Below are 17,476 nucleotides of genomic sequence, written 5' to 3'. Positions count from 1 at the left end.
GCCGCTCCAACAACCTCTAGAAGGAAGCGTTTAATGAGTTCTCACCTGCAACGCCGCCCGCACGTCGACAGTGACACCTGCTTCGTGCTGAAACCATTGACTTCCGCCTGCCTGCTCGCGCTGGCGACGATCGCGACGCCGTCCAGCGCGCAGGAAGCGACCGACGCGCCCGAAGCCGAAAAGCTCGAACAGGTGATCGTGACCGGCACCCGCGCCAGCCTCCAGCAGTCGCTGATGCTCAAGCGAAATTCCGCTGTCGTGCAGGACAGCATCAGTGCGACCGAACTCGGCCGCTTCCCCGACAACAACGTGGCCGATTCGCTCAGCCACATCACCGGGGTTTCGATCTCCCGCACGGCCGGCGGCGAAGGCCAGCGGGTCAGCATCCGCGGCCTGGGTCCCGACTACACGATCACCACCTTCAATGGCCGCCTGCTCGGCACCGACAGCGCCGGCCGCTACTTCGCCTACGACGTGCTGCCGGCGGACGTCATCAACGGCGCCGACGTCGTCAAGTCGACCCAGGCGCAGTTGATCGAAGGCGCCATCGGCGGGCTTGTGAACCTGCGCTCGGCCAGCCCGTTCGAGCAGAAGGGCCAGCGCGGCCTGCTGCGCGTGGAGGCCGACCGCAACCAGATGAGCGACCTGAATGGCAAGAAGCTGTCGGGCACGTACAGCAACACCTTCGGCGACACCATCGGCGTGCTGCTCGGTGTCGTCTATGCCAAGCGCGACGTGCGCACCGACACGGCCGGCAACGATGGCGGCTGGTCGCGCAATGCGGTGCCGAGCGACCCATCGCAGTTCTGGGAGTTCGGCAACACGTGGGGCGGTGCCATCGATCCCAACGGCAACGGCATCCTCGACGCCAATGAAGAAGGCCTGGTCGGGCCGGGCCAGTTCCGCTTCGGCTCCATCATGGAAAAGAAGGAACGCCTGGCCGTTTCGGGCAAGGTGGAGTGGCGGCCCAACCGCGACCTGAAAGTCGTCGTCGACGGTTTCAAGACCCGGCTGGACTCGCCGCAGGTCGGCTACCAGCTGTCGTTCTACCCACTCTACGCGCCGGGCCGCTGGTCGAACATGCAGGTCACCAACGGCGTCGTGACCGACCTGACCTTGTCCAGCACCGACCCCGAGCTGCGGCTCAATCCCGAAGTCCTGAACAAGACCGAGTACCGCGTGGTGGATACCGCGATGTATGGCGCCAACGCGGAATGGAAGATTTCGCCAACGTTGAAACTGACCGGCGACATCTACGAGTCCACATCGAAGCGCAACTCCGGCGGCAACGACACGTACGTCGTGCTGCGCATGAACCAGCCCAACGTGACGCGCATCCGGCTCACCGGCGCCGCCGTGCCCGACGTGACGACCACGTTCGCCGACGGCCGCGACCTGCAAAGCGGGCTGGCCCAGGGTCTGTTCAGCGGCAGCGACTTCAACACCCACTTCTACAGCCGCACGGGCGACAACATCGACGACAACATCCGCGGCGCGACGGTGGATGGCGAATGGAAGCTGGACCGCTTCAACGTCGAGCGGCTGAGGTTCGGCCTGAGCCAGACCAACCGCAAGAAATCGCGCGACATGATCAACAACGCGTTCAACGCGGGCCAGGACCATTACTCGGGCGCGAGCGCGATCAACGTGGGGAGCCTGGGCGGCAACGTGATCAACCAGACGCTCAGCCCGGGCAAGTTCCTGTCCGGCGTGAGCGGCAACTTCCCGCGCAGCTTCCTCGGCTTCGATGTCAACAGCTACGCGCAGGCATTGAAGGCCTTCGACGGCCAGCCGCGGCCGGGCGGCGGCGTCTACAGCTCCACCCTGTCGGCGCCGGCGTTCAACCCGCTGGAAAGCTACCGCGTGAGCGAGAAGACCACGGCCGGCTTCGTGCAGGCCGACCTGGCCGGCGACAACTGGAGCGCGGACGTCGGCGTGCGCCTCGTGCACACCAAGACCTCGGCCCAGGCGTGGGACGCGAAGATCAACGACATCGTCGAGAATGGCGCGTTCAACTTCACGGCCGTCTATGCCGATCCGTCCGTCGTGAAGCAGGATGCCAGCTACACCTACGCGCTGCCATCGTTCAACTTCACCTACTCGTTCACGGACACCCTGCAGCTGCGCCTCGGTGCCGCCAAGACGATGGCGCGCCCGTCGGTGGACAGGCTCGCGCCGTCCAGCACCACCGCCAGCATCTCGTGGGGCGACTTCACGCAGATCTACGGCGGCAACGCCAACCTCAAGCCGTACACCGCGCGCCAGGCCGACGTGTCGCTCGAGTGGTATTACGCGAAGAATTCCGCGCTGACCTTCGCCGTCTACCAGAAGAACATCAGGAACCAGATTACCAACGAATGGCTGACAGGCCAGGACATCGGCGCGCCCGGCGGCCGGCTGTTCAACGTGCAGCGCCCCATCAACGGCGACAGCGCCAAGGCGCGCGGCATGGAGATCGGCCTGCAGCACCTGTTCGACAACGGCTTCGGCGTGCGCGCGCAATACACGCGCAACCTGTCGAGCAGCTGGGTCAACGGCGTCGAGCGCCCGCTCGAAGGCATTGCGCCGGCGACCGCGTCGTTGGGCCTGCTGTACGAGCGGGGACCATGGAGCATGAGCACCACGGCCGACTACACCGATTCCTTCGTCACCGCCACCAACGTGATCGGCGCCGGCTGGAACGAGACGGCCAAATCGATGACGTGGCTGACAGCCCAGATGGCCTACGAGGTGAACAAGTCGCTGCGCATCAGCATCGAAGGCAACAACCTGACCGATGCGGAGCAGGCGCCCTCGCTCAGCAACGGTACCATCAGCCTGCCCAACGGCTATTACCGCTACGGCCGCTCCATCACCCTGGGCGCAAGCTGGAAGTTCTGAAGCGGGACGGGGTGCTGCCTGGCCGCGCCCCGGCCCGAACCGCTCCACCGAACAATGGAAACCCGATGCGAATTCTTGCTTTTTCCCTTGCCGCCCTGCTCTCCGGGACGGCGGCTTTCTCCGCCCACGCGGCGGGCGAGTCCAGCTACACGATGGCCGACTACACGCGTGTCGTAAAGATCGACGCGCACCTGCACCTGCACGACCCGGCGCCCGCTTTCATGGAAGCGGCGAAACGCCAGAACTTCAAGGTATTGACGATCAACGTCGATTATCCCGACTTCCCGCCGCTCGACGACCAGCAGCGCGTCGCCATCGCGCTGAAGAAGGCGTTCCCGCGCGACGTGGCGTGGGTCGCCAGCTTCACCGTCGATGGCTCGGACAAGCCCGAATGGCTGCCCGCGACGCGCCAGCACATTGCCGCCTCGATGGCGGCCGGCGCCGTGGGCGTGAAGGTGTGGAAGAACATCGGCATGAGCCTGCGCGACAAAAAGCAGCACCTGGTCATGATCGACGATGCGCGCTTCGCACCGCTGTTCGAGGATTTCGCCCGCCAGGGCATCCCGTTGCTGGGCCACCAGGGCGAGCCGCACAACTGCTGGCTGCCGCTGGAGAAGATGACGGTCAACAACGACCGCGAGTACTTCAAGGCCCACCCGCAGTACCACATGCACAAGCACCCCGAGATGCCGAGCTGGGAAGCGCAGATGGCCGCGCGCGACCGCATGGTCGCGGCGCACCCGAAGCTGCGCTTCATCGGCGTGCACCTGGCGTCGCTGGAGCGCGACGTGGACGAACTGGCCGCCTTCCTCGACAAATTCCCCACGGCCGTCGTGGACATCGCCGCGCGCATCGGCCAGGTGCAGTACCAGAGCCAGAAGGACCGCGAGCGCGTGCGCCGCTTCTTCGTCAAATACCAGGACCGTATCCTCTACGGCAGCGACATGGCGCAGGCCCCCGGCCAGGATGGCGCCGCGCTGGGCCGCGAGGCCGGGGAAGTATGGCGCATGCACTGGCGCTACTTCAACACCGACGAGACCTTCAAGGTGGCCGATCTCGACGCCCCGATCCAGGGCCTTGCGCTGCCGCGCCAGGTGGTGGACAAGCTTTACCGCGTGAACGCCCAACGCGCCTTCCGCGGCGCCTGGGGAGCCGGCCAATGACCGCGCGCCGCGCATTCCTCCAGTGGCTGGGCGCCGCACCGCTTGCCACGCAGATGCCGTTCGCGCGCGCCGCCGAAGGCAAGGGCCACGTGCGCCTGCAGGACACCACGGTATCGCTGCAGTTCGACGAGCAGATGCGCTGCCGCATCGTCAGCCTGGCCGGCAGGCAGCCCGTCGCGCTGACCGGCTTCGACACGAGCGAACACCTGGTCGTGGGCGGCAAGCCGCTCGGCCGCTTCACGCTGCACAAAGCCGAGCCGGCCCGGGCCACGACATCGTTCGGGGCCGGGCAGGCACTGCGGCTCGTCGGCCGGTCCGTGGAAGGTATCGAGAAGCGTGTCACCGTCACGCTGCTCGACGAGCACCCGGGCGTCGCGCTGCTGGATGTAAGCTACGTGAACACAGGCAGCAAGCCGCTCGTCATCGACGCGTGGGTGAACGGCGCGCATCGGCTGGCCGCAACGCCACGCCACGCGGGCGGCTACTGGACCTATTCGGGCGCCAGCCATGCCGACCGGCGCGACTGGGTGCAGCCCGTCAAGCGCGGCTTCGAGCAGCGCAACTTCATGGGCATGAACGCATCGGACTACGGCGGCGGCACGCCGGTCGTCGATGTCTGGCGCCGCGACGTCGGCCTGGCAGTCGGCCACCTGGCTCTGCAACCGCTGCTTGTCGCGCTGCCCGTGAAGGCGGTCGGCGACCGTGTCGACATCTCGCTGCGCGGTGACACGCCGCAGACGCTGGCACCGGGCGCCGCACTTGCCACCCCGCCCAGCTTCATCGCCGTGCACCGCGGCGACTTCTACGTGCCGCTGGACCGCTACCGCCGCCTGATGGCCGCGCAAGGCCTGAAGGCCCCCGAACCGCCACCAAGCGCCTACGAGGCGCAGTGGTGCGCGTGGGGCTACGAGCGCGATTTCTCGCTCAGCTACGTGCGCGCCACGCTGCCCAAGGTACAGGAGCTGGGTTTCAGGTGGGCTGTGCTGGACGATGGCTGGCAGGTGAAGACGGGCGACTGGACGCCCGACCTCGCCAAGTTCCCGCGCGGTGCCGCCGACATGAAGGCGCTCGTTGCCGACATTCACGCGCGCGGCATGAAGGCGCGGCTGTGGATCGCGCCGCTGGCCGTCGCCCCCGGCAGCGACGAGCTGCACGACCACACCGACCTGCTGCTGCTCGACCAGAACGGCGCGCCGCAGGACGTCTCGTGGTGGAATTGCTTTTACCTGTGCCCCGCCTACGGCAAGACGCAGGCGCGCCTGGCCGAAACGATCCGCATGATCATCGGCGACTGGGGCTTCGACGGCCTGAAGGTCGACGGCCAGCACCTCAACGGCGTGGCGCCGTGCTTCAATCCCGCGCACAAGCACGGGCGGCCGGAAGAGTCGGTCGAATCAGTGTCGGCGTTCTACAAGGTCATGTTCGACACCGCGCATGGGGCCAATCCCGACGCGGTGGTCGAAGTGTGCCCCTGCGGCACCAGCTACGCCTTCCACAATATGCCGTACATGGACCAGGCGCCGTCGTCCGATCCGCTGTCGAGCTGGCAGGTGCGCCACAAGGGCAAGACACTGAAGGCGCTGATGGGCCCGTGGTCCGCCTATGCGGGCGACCATGTGGAACTGAGCACCGGTGGGCAGGACTTCGCCTCCAGCGTGGGCATCGGCGCCGTAGTGGCCACCAAGTTCACCTGGCCGGTCGATCCCAAGCCCAAGGATTCCTTCCTGCTGACGCCCGAACGCGAAGCGCACTGGCGCCAGTGGGTGGATCTCTACAACAAGCAGCGCCTCGCCGAAGGGCGTTACCGCGGCGACCTGTACGACCTGGGCTTCGACAAGCCGGAGACCCACGTCGTCGAGCAGGATGGGGCATTGCACTACGCGTTCTATGCCGGGGAGTGGGACGGCGCCGTTGCATTGCGTGGCCTCGGCCCCGGCGTGTGGCTGGTGCGGGACGCGCTGACCGGCACGGCACTTGGCAAGGTGACGGCCGACAAACCCACCCTCCCCGTGCGCTTCACGCACAGCCTGCTGATCGAAGCGCGGCCCGAAACGCCCGATACGCTGCCGGTCGCATTCGCCGGCAAGGTATCGGGCGTGGCGGCGGACGGCTTCCCGCTCGCATCGCAATGGGCCGATGCGCCCGCGACCTTCTTCCGCCACGACTGGCTAGGCAGGCCGCTCAACGGTCCGCAATCGACGCGCGTGCAATTGCTGCGCGGCGCGGGGCACCTCTACCTGCGCTTCATCTGCAAGTACGAGACCTTGAACACGTTCGAACGCGCCGGCTCGGCGACCGACATCTGGCCGCAGTGGGAGCGTGATGTCGTCGAAGTGTTCCTGCAGGCGCCGGAGCGCGCGGGGCTGAAAAGCTACCGCGAAGTCGAAGTGTCGCCGAACGGGCTGCTGCTGGACATCGCCGTCGAAGTGTCGGGCAAGAAGCGCATCGTTGGCGAGAGTCGCGCGCGGGCGCAGGTCGATGCGGAGCACAGGGTGTGGACCGCCGAACTGGCCGTGCCGATGCGCGGTGCCGCCGAAGATGGCTGGCGGCTGAACCTGTTCCGCGTGGAAGGCCGCGAAGGCTCCGGCAAGGGGCGCGTGCTGTCCGCGTGGAGTCCGACGGGTACGGGCAGCAGCAGCGGCAAGCCCGACTTCCACGTTCCCGCCGTCTTCGGCCGCTTGTTGACCGCCTCCTGACCGGCGCATGATGATGAAACGCCTGCTGCCTCTCGCCTTGCTCCTCGGGTTTGCGGCGCAGGCCTCCCTTCCCCTTCCAGCCGGCATGGTCGAAACCACGTTCCGCGCAACGGCCGAAGAGATCGCCAATCCGGAGCGCGGCATGTACGTCTGGGCGGCGGACAACCTGGTCGCATGGACGCAGCAGCAAGCCGACGCGCAGTTCAGGGCCGGCTACCGCATCGTCTACGCGCCGGTGCGGCTGGACGCATACGCCGGGGGCCCGCTGCCCGAAATCCTTCTTGCCGGGCTGTCCGAAGGTTTTGCCACGGCGCGGCGCGCGGGCCTGAAACTCATTCCGCGTTTTCTGTACAACTATCCCGCCGGCGAGACAGGATACCAGGCGGCACAGGATGCGCCGCTCGACCGCGTTGTCGGCCACATCGGGCAGCTCAAGCCGGTGCTGGCGGCGAACGCCGATGTCATCGCGTACCTGCAGGCCGGCTTCGTGGGGGCCTGGGGCGAATGGCACACGTCGTCGAACAACCTTACCCTGCCGGCGGCGCGCACGCGCATTCGCGATGCCCTACTTGATGCACTGCCGCCCGACAGGTTCCTGCAAGTGCGCTATCCGCCCTACCTGATGGCGTGGGCACCGCAGGCACCGCGCTGGCGCGACGGTTCGGCCGCCTCGCGCATCGGCGTGCACAACGACTGTTTCATGGCCTCGCGCACGGACGTCGGCACCTACAGCGACGATGCCGCGACCCGCCAGCGCGAGCGCGACTATGTCGCCGCGCTGTCGGCCGCCGCCCCCTTCGGCGCGGAGACCTGCAACCCTGCGGACGAGGCCAGTCCAACGCCGCGCACGCACTGCGACGACATCCTGCGCGAGGGGCGCCGGTTCGGCCTGACCTACCTGAACGACACCTATTACCGTTTCCTCTTCCACACGCGCTGGGAGGCGCAAGGCTGCATGGCCGAAGTAAAACGCAGCATGGGCTACCGCTTCGAGCTGATGACACTGCGGCACAGCGCGACGGTCGCGGCTGGCCGGTCGGGCGAGCTGGCGCTCACGGTGCGGAACAGCGGCTGGGCACGTGCGTTCAATCCGCGCGGTGTGCTGCTTTTGCTGAAGCACCGCGACACCGGCGCTGTCGTGCGGATTGCCCTGGCATCGATCGACCCTCGCGACTGGCTGCCGGGGGTTGTTAGCAACGCCACAGCACGCTTTACCGTGCCGGGCGGTACACCGGCGGGCGCCTACGAGGTGCTGCTGGCATTGCCGGATGGCGCACCTGCTCTTGCGGGCGACGTCCGCTACAGCGTGCGGCCTGCCAATGCCGAAGATCCCGCCAGGTCGCAAGCGTGGGAAGAAAAGCTCGGCGCGTTCCATGCCGGGACAACGCTGCGGATTCATTAAGACACAGTCTTCCGGCGCCCGTGAGAATCGAGCCGCCTGTCCGATCGTCGGTCCCGGCCTGCACTGCATGACGACGGAAGTGACGGTGCACGCCAATCGCCGATCCGGTCACTGCTGTGCAGGTTCAAACATTATTTGGCTGATAAAGGTAGATCCCGTATAGCGTTTTGTCTATTACATTTATTCGTTTTACAAAATTCGCCGGAATCCGGTAAGTTATCACTTCATCATTTCGTCATTCCACAGGGAGATTTCCGATGATTCGAAGAGTATTGCTGGCCGTTGCGGCTGCCGTTTTAATGAATTCCGCGCAGGGGGAGACGATCGACTTCGAATCCCAGGCAGGTGGTTACGGTTATTCGACGTACAGCTTTATCGAAGACGGGTTCCGGATAACCTACTCGCCGATCAGCGTATTCGGTTTCTACCTGATCGACGATCCTGCCGACAATTTAGGCCAGTGCAATCCCGCCTGCGCTTCCAATGGAACGACTGCTTTTTATTCTTTCAATGAGAGCAGTGTCACGATCGATCTCGAGAACAAAGGCTTGTTCTCGCTGACAGCGCTGGATGTTGCCAAGACCTTTACCGGAAACGGCAAGCCCTTGACGCTGACGATCACTGCGATGGGAGTCGATGGCGCCATGACGTCCACGATCTTCCTGGAATCCAATGCGGCAGAGACCTTTTCAACGTTCCAATTTGCAGACTTTGCAAACATATCGTCCTTGACGATCGTGGGGGGACAGGAATTCCCGGAATTTGCAATCGACAACGTCATTCTCTCCCCGGCGCCGGTGCCAGAACCTGCATCCTGGGCAGCGCTGGTTGCCGGCCTCGGCATCATTTGTGGCGCAATGCGCCGTCGGCGCTCAGGATCGCAACGACGCAATCGGCAGGCATTGCGGGAATAAGCAAAGCGTGGCCCGGCTACATCGAATCGGCGATAGGTATTCGGCGACGGGCTGTGTCATATCGTGAAGTCACGACCGAGCCGGGCAGCAAGCCCGCACCCGTCGAGCACTTCTTGCGCTTGCCTGCTCACGCATCTGCCGGGGGCGAGCAGAAGTCTTGCTAGGCACCCTCAGTCGGCAACCAGCAGCTCGATACCCGCATCCCGCAATCCATCGCGATACTGCGGCCCGATGTCGCCATCGGTGATGACAGTATTGACCCGGTCGAGCTGGACGATCCGGTGCAAGCTGATGAAGCCGAACTTCGTGGAGTCGGCAAGCACGATGACCTTCCTGGCGCGTTCCACCATCTTGTGGTTCAGGCTTGCTTCGGCCTCATGGTGGGTCGTTACGCCGAACTGCAGGTCCAGGCCGTCGACGCCGAGGAACAGCTTGTCGAAACTGTAGGCCTGCAGGCAGGCCTCGGCCTGCAAGCCCTGGATCGACAACGACTGCTTGCGCAGCAGGCCGCCCGTGAGGATCAGGTCGACGCCGGGTGCGTTGACCAGTTCCCACGCGATGTTCAGGCCATTGGTCATGACCGTCACGTTCTGGGCGTCGCGCAGGTGGCGGGCCAGCGAGAGCGTGGTGGTGCCCGAATCGATGATGATGTTCTCGCCCGGCTTCACCAGGCTCGCGGCCAGTGCGCCGATGCGTTCTTTCTGTTCGTGATTGAGCGCGTCTTTTTGCGAAACCGTGTGTTCGGTCGGCGGCATGCGGGCCAGCGTGGCGCCGCCGTGGCTGCGTATGGCAAGGCCCTGCGCCTCGAGCGCGGTGAGATCGCTGCGGATCGTCACCGCCGAAACGTTCAGCTGTTTCACAAGCTCGCTGACTTGTACCGAAGTGTGTTCAGTAAGTGCCTTCAGGATGGCATCGCGGCGCTGACCGGTTTGTCCCATGGTCGGACGAATAATTTTAATAAAACAGCAGCTTACCAGATTGCAGCAGGGGCCGGCAGTACAGTCGGGCCCTGCTTGCCGCCATCCGGCGCGTTGGCGGCATTCCCTGGCGATCGGTGGCGGGTCAGTGTGTGTCCGCCAGGCGTTGGCGTGCCGCGGCGTCCAGCGGCGTGCCGGCCTGGAGCGCCGCATACAGCGCGGCACCGAGCACAGGCGGCAGGCGCGGCGCCACCAGGCTGTATGGCCCTGCCTCACTGGCGGCCAGCACCCGTGCGAACGGTGCGCGCAACGGTCCTTCCGCGCCGAACAGGCCACCGGAATACGACACCGCCACTTCCGTGCCGGAATCGACGCCGAGCTGGCCCCGCACGGCGTCGACCAGTGCCGCCACTTCGCCGGCAGCCGACTCGAGGATCGCCGCCGCCTGGGCATCGCCCTGCCCTGCCGCCTCCGAGACAAGCCGCGACAGCGCGGCGACCCTGCTGCGCTCCCCTTTCAGTTCGCCGTAGACGACCTGGCACAGATCGAGATCGTCCTGCAGCGCCAGCCGCTCGCGCAGCAGCGCGTGCAGCGGCCCGCGCCGCGTGCGGCCATCGCTCATGCGCGAGAACAGCGCCAGCCCGGCGCGGGCGATCCAGTAGGCCGAGCCCTCGTCGCTGAACAGCTCGCCCCATCCGCCCGCGCGCGCACGTTGCCCTTTCACTTCGCCATAGGCCATCGACCCGGTGCCGGCGATGACGCTGATACCATCGGCGCAAGCCAGCGAACCGGCCCAGCTGCACACCATGTCGTTGCCGCACAGGTAGCGCCCGTGGCCCAGCACGGCGCGCGGCAATGCATCGAGCTGCGGTTGCACGTCGCGGTCTTCGCCATACGCCGGCAAGCCGAAGAACGCATGGTCGATATCGCCCGCGATGACGTTGGCCGACGCGAACAGTGCGGCGCAACCGCGTGCCAGCACGGCAGCCGCACCGTCCATGCCGACTTCGAGGTAGTAGGCGCTGCCCTCCTCCTGCCGCGCGAGCACGCGCCCCTGCCGGTCGACCAGCGCGAACGCGGTCTTGGTGCCGCCGCCATCAACCCCGAGGAACATGGCCGTCTCCCGTCAGAGGATAGATGGTGACGCCGCGCACCACGCGGTTGACGGTGCCCGACACGCTCGGTGTGTCCGGCCGCAGCCCCAGCGCGAGCGACTGCAGCAGCGCGTAGGCCTGGCAGAACACGATGTACGGCAGCGCCAGCGCCAGGTCACCGGCCTCCTCGACGCCACGCAGCGCCACGCAGCCATCGCCCAGTTCCGCTTCGGCGCGCCCGCTCAACGCCAGTACGTAGCCGGCGCGGCCATCGTTGCGCAGCTCGCGCAGCAGGTCCAGGTCGTAGCGGCGCGCCTGCCCATCGTTCGACAGCAGCACGACGACCAGGGTGTCGCTGTCGACGATGGTCTTGGGGCCGTGCCGGAACCCCAGCGGCGAATCGAACAGCGCCACGACCTGGCCATCGGTCAGTTCCAGCAGCTTGAGCGACGCTTCGCGGGCCAGGCCGCGCAAGGCGTTGCTGCCCAGGTAGACCACGCGGCGGAAGCCCCGCGCCACCAGCGCTTGCAGCAGCGGCGGCATGGTCTCCAGCACGCCGGCCGCCGCGGCCGAGGGTGCGGCGATGGCACCCGGCGCCACCACGCCGAAGGCGCTCGCGGCGGCCAGCAGCATCGACGTGAAGCTGGTGGTCATCGCGAAGCCGCGGTCGTGGGTGGCATCCGGCAGCACGATCGCGTGGACGTTGGCGCGACCCTGCGCCATGCGGCACAGTTCCCCGTCGGGGTTGCAGGTGATGACGAGGTGATGGACCTCGTCGACCAGCTGGTCGGCCAGTGCCACGGCCGCCACGCTTTCCGGGCTGCTGCCCGAGCGGCCGAAGGAGACCAGCAAGGTGGGCACCTTCGGCTGCAGGAACTGCTGCGGGCCGGATACCAGGTCGGTGGTCGGCACGGCCTCGGCGCGCCGGCCGGCGCCGAGCAGCGCGGGTGCCAGGCATTCGCCGATGAACGCCGAGGTACCGGCGCCCGTCAGCACGATGCGCAGGTCGCCGCGCGCCAGCAGCGGACCGAGGAACGCGTCGAGCGCGGCGCGCTGGCCCGCGACCAGTGCCTCGATCTCGGGCCAGACGGCCGGCTGCTGCGCGATCTCCCGCGCGGTGAGGCCGGCGCCGGCGGCGTCGAGCCGCTCCACGCCGATGCCGAGAAACTCCGTGTGTGTCTTGATGTCTGCTACTGGCATGCTTCCAGCTCCCTCGTTGCGGCGCCTGTCGTGCAGGCGTCCTTGTGACAAGCGTTCATGTATTGGCGCAGCACCCTGGCCACGCCTTCTTTCAGTAACTCGAGCGGCCGGTTGGCGAGGCACCCCGCGCGCACGGCTTCGTACTGGGCCGGCAGGTACTGGCTCAGCAGCGTGAGCGGCGGCGCCTGCCGTTCCAGGCTGGCCAGCAGGCGCGCCTGTGCCGCCTGGATGGCCGGATGGGGCCAGTAGTAGCGGATCCGGTCGCTCAGGCTGTACTGCTGGTCGAAGCGCGCGCGGCGCGGATCGCGCGGGTCGTCGCTGTAGTACTTGCGCCAGTACTCGGGCTCGGCGCGCATCACTTCCAGCACCGTGTCCTTGAAACCGGAGCCCTTGCCGTCGCCGGCCATCGCCGCCTCGATATCGGCCAGCGCCCACAGCGTTTCGCGCAGCGCGAAGGTGGCACCGGGCCCCACCTTCAGGATCGCGAAGTGGCCGGCCACCAGCGCTGCCAGGTTGGCCGGCGTCTGGTAATCGGTCGAGTGGGCTTCGTAGACCAGCGTGGGCACGTCCTCGATCATGCGGCTGAGGGCGACGGCGCGCTCGGGCCGGAAGTCGATCACCTTGTGGTGGTCGAACTCGACGCCGGGCTGCACCACCAGGCCGACCACGCGCGGCCACGCGGCATCCAGCCCCGCCGCCGAGAATGCGCCATGGTGCGCGGCGATCGTCTGCGCCGCGGCTTCCGGCGTCGTGACGCTCAGTTCGTCCAGGTCCTCGTGCGCGCCGCCGGGCACTGGCACTTCGGTACCGACCACGTAGACGGGCGCTTCGCCGCCCGCGGCCTGCCAGGCCCGCTCGGCAACGGCGCACAGCCGCGCGGCGCGCGCCGCCACCACATTGTCCTGGAGCGGCACCGGATCGCCGGCGCACGACATCGAGCAATCCAGGTGGATCTTGCGAAAGCCCGCCGTCACGTACTGTTCGATCAGCACCTCGGCCTTCGCCATGGCAGTACCGGCATCCTGGGCTTGCCACGCATTGGGTCCCAGGTGATCGCCGCCGAGCAGTACGCGCTCGCGCGCCAGGCCCACGCGGTCGGCGACGCCATGCACGAAATCGCGGAAGGCGTCCGGCGTCATGCCGGTGTAGCCGCCATCCTGGTTCACCTGGTTCGACGTGGCCTCGATCAGCACCGGCTGCGCCGGCCCCGCCGCTGCCGCCACTTCCATCGCCGCCTCGATCACCAGCGGATGCGCCGAGCACACCGAGTGGATGCCGACCGGTTCGCCGGCCTTGTGGCGGCGCACCAGATTCAACATGTATTCCATTGTCAGACTCCTTTGGTTGATTCTTGCGGTGCGGCGCCGTCATCCGGCTGCAGCGCGAGGAACAGCGCGGCCGCCAGCGACAGGCCGATGCCGGCCAGCCGGTAGCCGCCGGGCACCGAAGCGGCCAGCGCCATCGCGATCACGGTGGTCAGCAACGGCGCGCCGGCATTCACCAGCGGCGAGACCGTCAGCGCCTTGCCGTGCCGGAACGCATAAACGAGTGTCAAGGCACCGACGGCGTTCAGGATCTGCGTGGCGGCGGCCAGCAACGGCCCCGAAGGGCCATAGTTGATCGGCTGCGAAAAATCGGTCATTGCGAGCGCCACCGGAACGCACAGCAGCGCGCTCGCCGTCATGTAGAAGAAGATGCTTTCGGCATCCATGCGCGTATTGGCCAGCTTGATGAAGTACGCCTGCAGGCCCCAGGCGACCAGTACCCCGAGCGCCAGCACGAACCACAGGCCGTATTGCTGCGGCGCGCCGCCCGGGTTGTAGTCGAACAGCGGCAGCGCGCACACCGCCAGCACGATGCCGGTGATGCCCATCGCACCGGTGCGTTCGCGCAGGAACGCGAACGACAGCACGATTGTGATGACCGGCGACAGCGCGATGAGTGGGAAGATCAGGTAGGCCGGCCCGGCCTTCACCGCATAGAAGAGCACCATCTGGCCGCCGGCGCCAAGCAGGCCGATGGCCAGCCCGTGGGCCAGCGCGGTGCGGTCGCGGCGCACGTGCCACCCCGAGCGCGCCAGCACGAAGAGCGCCGGCGGCACCATCGTCAGCGCCCACACCACGTACACCAGCGTTTCCGGAAAGCCGTGCTGGCTGGGCAGGCCGGCGAAGGCGCCCCACACACCCCACAGCAGCGCGGTGGCCAGCGCGTAGCCGAGCCACCGCGGTTTGCGGGTGACGGCGGCTCCGGCGACCGCGCCGGCGGCAGTGCCGGCTGCCATCGCGGTCGCTTGGTGCGGAAATTCACTGCTGCTTTTGCTTTCCATCTTCGATTCTTCCTCCACTAGGTAATGTCGCTGTGCTGACTTACGTTCCGACCCGTTCCGATAGTAATTAAGTATCGAACGAAATGTAAAGAAGTTTCGTATTATTTTCGTTTTACTGTCTCTTCGGGGTCTCCAAAGGCGCTTTTGTTTTCGAATTCTTTCGATTATGATTGAGAGCAAGAGCTCCACCAGAGTATGCGGGTCGCCTTTCGAATCCGCCTTGGCCTAATGAGAAACTGCTGCTTCGAAAGCGCTAAGGATGAAACAACGGTGATTGACGTGACGTTGAACGACCAACAGGAGATTTGTATGGCGAACAGCAGGTCCAGTAAAACCAACCGCGTGCGGCGCCAGCTGTTGCCGGTCCTCTTGGCAACGGCGATGGTTTCGGTCATCCCGCATGTGCATGCCGATCCGCTGGCACCGGCGGGCCGCTGGGAAGGCAAGGCAGGCGGCAGTGCCAGCACGCCGCCGATGGGCTGGAACAGCTGGAACGCGTTCCGCACGGAAGTCGACGAAGACAAGGTCATGGGCGCGGCGCGCGTGCTGGTCGACAGCGGGCTCGCCAGGCTTGGCTACACCCATGTCAACCTCGACGATGGCTGGTGGCTCAAGCGACGCGCCGGCGATGGCCGCCTGCAGATCCGCACCGGCATCTTCCCCTCCGCCGCCACGGGCGGCCCGGAGGGCACCAGCTTCAAGCCCTTCACCGACAAGCTGCATGCCATGGGCCTGAAAGCCGGCATCTATACGGACATCGGCCGCAATGCCTGTTCGCAGGCCTACGACCTGCATTCGCCCAACCTGCCGCAAGGCACGACTGCCGAGCGCGAGGTGGGACTGGAAGGCCACGTCGCACAGGACATCGACCTTTACTTCAAGCAGTGGGGTTTCGACTACATCAAGATCGATGCCTGCGGGCTGGCCGATTTCGTGCCGGGTTCCGATCTCGTGAAGCAGCAGAATTACCGAGGGCAGGCCCCGCTGATCGAACGCGGCTCGATCAACCGCACCGATATCGGCGCCGTGCGGCGCCGTTACGAGGAAGTGGCCGCCGCGCTGAAGGCAGCCCGGCCCGCCAACGACTACGTGCTGTCCATCTGTGCCTGGGGCATGGCCAACGTGCGCAGCTGGGGCAAGGACGTGGGCAATCTCTGGCGCACCAGCAGCGACATCACACCCAGCTGGACCAGCATGCTGCACAACTTCGACAGCGCGGCGAAACGCGCGCTGTATGCGGGGCCCGGCCACTGGAACGATCCCGACATCCTGCATATCGGCCACGAAGCGTTCGATGCCTCCCACCCCGTCGAAGTGCGCTCGCATTTCTCGCTGTGGGCGATGATCAACGCGCCCCTGCTGGTCAGCTACGATCTGCGCAACGGACCGGCGTCGCTGCTCGCGGTCCTCGGCAATGCGGACGTGGTGGGCCTGAACCAGGACAAGGCCGGGCACCAGGGTGTGGTCGCCTACGATTCGGACGATGCGCAGATCATCGTCAAGACGCTTGGCGATGGCCGGCGCAAGGCGGTTGCCCTGTTCAACCGCGGCGCCACGCCCGCACCGGTGACCCTGCTGGCCAGGCACCTGAAACTGTCGGACAGCGCGCCAGTCCTGCTGCGCGACCTGTGGTCGAAGCAAAGTTCGACGTTCACCGGGGAGAAGGCGTTCACGCTCGCACCGCACGAAACGCTCGTGTTCGAAGCGACCGGCAAGCGGCAACTGGAGAACGGCGTGTATCTTTCCGAGATCCCCGGCGCGATCAACGTCGCCGTCGACGGCACCAGGCAACCGCAACTCGACCCGACCATCCACCGCATGATCGACCCATGGTCGAGCACCCGCTCGGGCGGCTCGCGGCCCCAGTATGCGGGCTGGGGCGGTGCGCAGGCGGATGCCACACCCTACGGCCAGGCCTTGCAGGTTGCGGGACAGGGTTTCGGGTCGGGCATCGGCATTCTGTCCGGCTCACGGCTGCAGGTGCGCAACGACGCCGGCCACACGCAGCTGATCGCCGCGGTCGGCGTGGACGATTCGACCGAAAACACCAGGAAGCCCGTGCGCTTCCGCGTGTATGGCGATGGCAGGCTGCTGGCCGAGAGCCCGGCGATGGCATTCGGCGGCAAGGCGCATCGATTGAAGGCGAACATCCGGGGCGTCAAGGTCATCGAGCTGGTGGTAAGGGGATCGGCATCGGCATCGGGCGAGGCACCGCCGGTCGTGACAACCTGGGGCGATGTCCAGCTGGTGCGGGATGCGGGCGGAGGACGCTGACGGGAATTCACGACCCCGCACCGCGGATGAGTGCAGCATCGCACCGAGCCGGTCCCGCATCCGGCGTATGGTGACGATACAAGCGCACGGCACGCCGTCGTGTCGAGCCGTACTTCACTCACTCTTCGACAGGAACCTCATGCAAAAGCAACAAGCAGCCATACTGGGTGGATTGGTCGCCGGCGTCGTCACGACCGCTTTCATGGTCGCCGGCCGCAAGACCGGCCTGCTGACCAAAACGCTGGACCGCGACGCGGTCGACTGGATCGATCGCACGACCGGATCGCGCGACGTCATCGGCGACACCGGCACCAGCATCGTCGAATTCGCCAACCACCTGGGCGCTTCCGCAGCCTTCGGGGCCGCCCTGCCCACGCTGCGCGAATGGGCGCCGAACCTGTCGCCCGTGGCGCTCGGCACACTGTATGGCACCGCGCTGTACGCCGTGAATATCGCCGGCATCGCGCCGGTGCTGGGCATCACGCAGGGCGAACTGCAGGCCGGTCCGCGCAAGGCCGGCGAGCGCTGGGCCGTGCATGTGCTGCAGGCTGTCGTCACGGCGCTGGTTGCCGAGCGACTGGAGCGGAAGGCCGGCTGATCCCGGGCGTCG

12 protein-coding genes are annotated in these 17,476 nt (G+C 66.5%); 7 read left to right on the top strand and 5 right to left on the bottom strand.

Annotated elements, in window-relative coordinates:
* The first annotated feature begins 33 nt into the window (after positions 1-33).
* The 5 genes from EWM63_RS24995 to EWM63_RS24975 all read left to right on the top strand — a co-directional run bounded on the left by EWM63_RS24995 (position 34) and on the right by EWM63_RS24975 (position 9,055).
* Positions 34-2,880 carry a TonB-dependent receptor gene (locus EWM63_RS24995; RefSeq protein ID WP_130188943.1) on the top strand — a complete coding sequence of 949 codons (2,847 nt, stop codon included), beginning with the start codon at positions 34-36 and terminating at the stop codon, positions 2,878-2,880.
* A 65-nt stretch (positions 2,881-2,945) separates the two neighbouring features.
* A complete protein-coding gene (locus EWM63_RS24990; protein ID WP_130188942.1) occupies positions 2,946-4,043 on the top strand; it encodes an amidohydrolase family protein in 1,098 nt (365 codons plus the stop codon).
* On the top strand, positions 4,040-6,739 hold the full coding sequence (locus EWM63_RS24985; RefSeq protein ID WP_130188941.1) for an alpha-galactosidase: 2,700 nt from the start codon (positions 4,040-4,042) through the stop codon (positions 6,737-6,739). Before EWM63_RS24990 ends, EWM63_RS24985 begins: the two co-directional genes overlap by 4 nt.
* Before the next feature lie 7 nt (positions 6,740-6,746).
* Entirely contained in the window at positions 6,747-8,141 is a 1,395-nt protein-coding gene (locus tag EWM63_RS24980; protein ID WP_130188940.1) for a DUF4832 domain-containing protein, read from the top strand.
* A 257-nt stretch (positions 8,142-8,398) separates the two neighbouring features.
* Complete coding sequence (locus EWM63_RS24975) at positions 8,399-9,055, top strand: PEPxxWA-CTERM sorting domain-containing protein (protein WP_130188939.1); 657 nt, start codon at positions 8,399-8,401, stop codon at positions 9,053-9,055.
* A gap of 170 nt (positions 9,056-9,225) precedes the next feature.
* On the opposite strand, the gene agaR is transcribed toward EWM63_RS24975, so the two are convergent.
* From agaR to EWM63_RS24950, 5 genes are all read right to left on the bottom strand, one after another.
* On the bottom strand, positions 9,226-9,993 hold the full coding sequence (gene agaR, locus EWM63_RS24970) for a transcriptional repressor AgaR (protein WP_130188938.1): 768 nt from the start codon (positions 9,991-9,993) through the stop codon (positions 9,226-9,228).
* Positions 9,994-10,117: 124 nt separating this feature from the next.
* Positions 10,118-11,086, bottom strand: coding sequence for an N-acetylglucosamine kinase (locus EWM63_RS24965; RefSeq protein WP_130188937.1), 969 nt, complete (start codon positions 11,084-11,086; stop codon positions 10,118-10,120).
* On the bottom strand, positions 11,070-12,266 hold the full coding sequence (locus tag EWM63_RS24960) for an SIS domain-containing protein (protein ID WP_130188936.1): 1,197 nt from the start codon (positions 12,264-12,266) through the stop codon (positions 11,070-11,072). Before EWM63_RS24960 ends, EWM63_RS24965 begins: the two co-directional genes overlap by 17 nt.
* Positions 12,257-13,594, bottom strand: coding sequence for a D-tagatose-bisphosphate aldolase, class II, non-catalytic subunit (locus EWM63_RS24955; protein WP_130188935.1), 1,338 nt, complete (start codon positions 13,592-13,594; stop codon positions 12,257-12,259). Before EWM63_RS24955 ends, EWM63_RS24960 begins: the two co-directional genes overlap by 10 nt.
* A 2-nt stretch (positions 13,595-13,596) precedes the next feature.
* On the bottom strand, positions 13,597-14,547 hold the full coding sequence (locus tag EWM63_RS24950; protein ID WP_130188934.1) for a DMT family transporter: 951 nt from the start codon (positions 14,545-14,547) through the stop codon (positions 13,597-13,599).
* A 354-nt stretch (positions 14,548-14,901) separates the two neighbouring features.
* Between EWM63_RS24950 and EWM63_RS24945 the strand changes: the two genes are divergently transcribed.
* Together EWM63_RS24945 and EWM63_RS24940 are read left to right on the top strand one after the other, a co-directional pair.
* Positions 14,902-16,866 carry an NPCBM/NEW2 domain-containing protein gene (locus EWM63_RS24945; RefSeq protein ID WP_130188933.1) on the top strand — a complete coding sequence of 655 codons (1,965 nt, stop codon included), beginning with the start codon at positions 14,902-14,904 and terminating at the stop codon, positions 16,864-16,866.
* Between the two features lie 139 nt (positions 16,867-17,005).
* Entirely contained in the window at positions 17,006-17,464 is a 459-nt protein-coding gene (locus tag EWM63_RS24940; RefSeq protein ID WP_130188932.1) for a hypothetical protein, read from the top strand.
* Positions 17,465-17,476: the final 12 nt, after the last annotated feature.

Origin of the sequence: Pseudoduganella lutea (assembly GCF_004209755.1) — a bacterium.
GTDB classification, from domain to species: Bacteria; Pseudomonadota; Gammaproteobacteria; order Burkholderiales; family Burkholderiaceae_D; genus Rugamonas; species Rugamonas lutea.
This window is presented reverse-complemented; position numbering and strand designations above follow the sequence as displayed.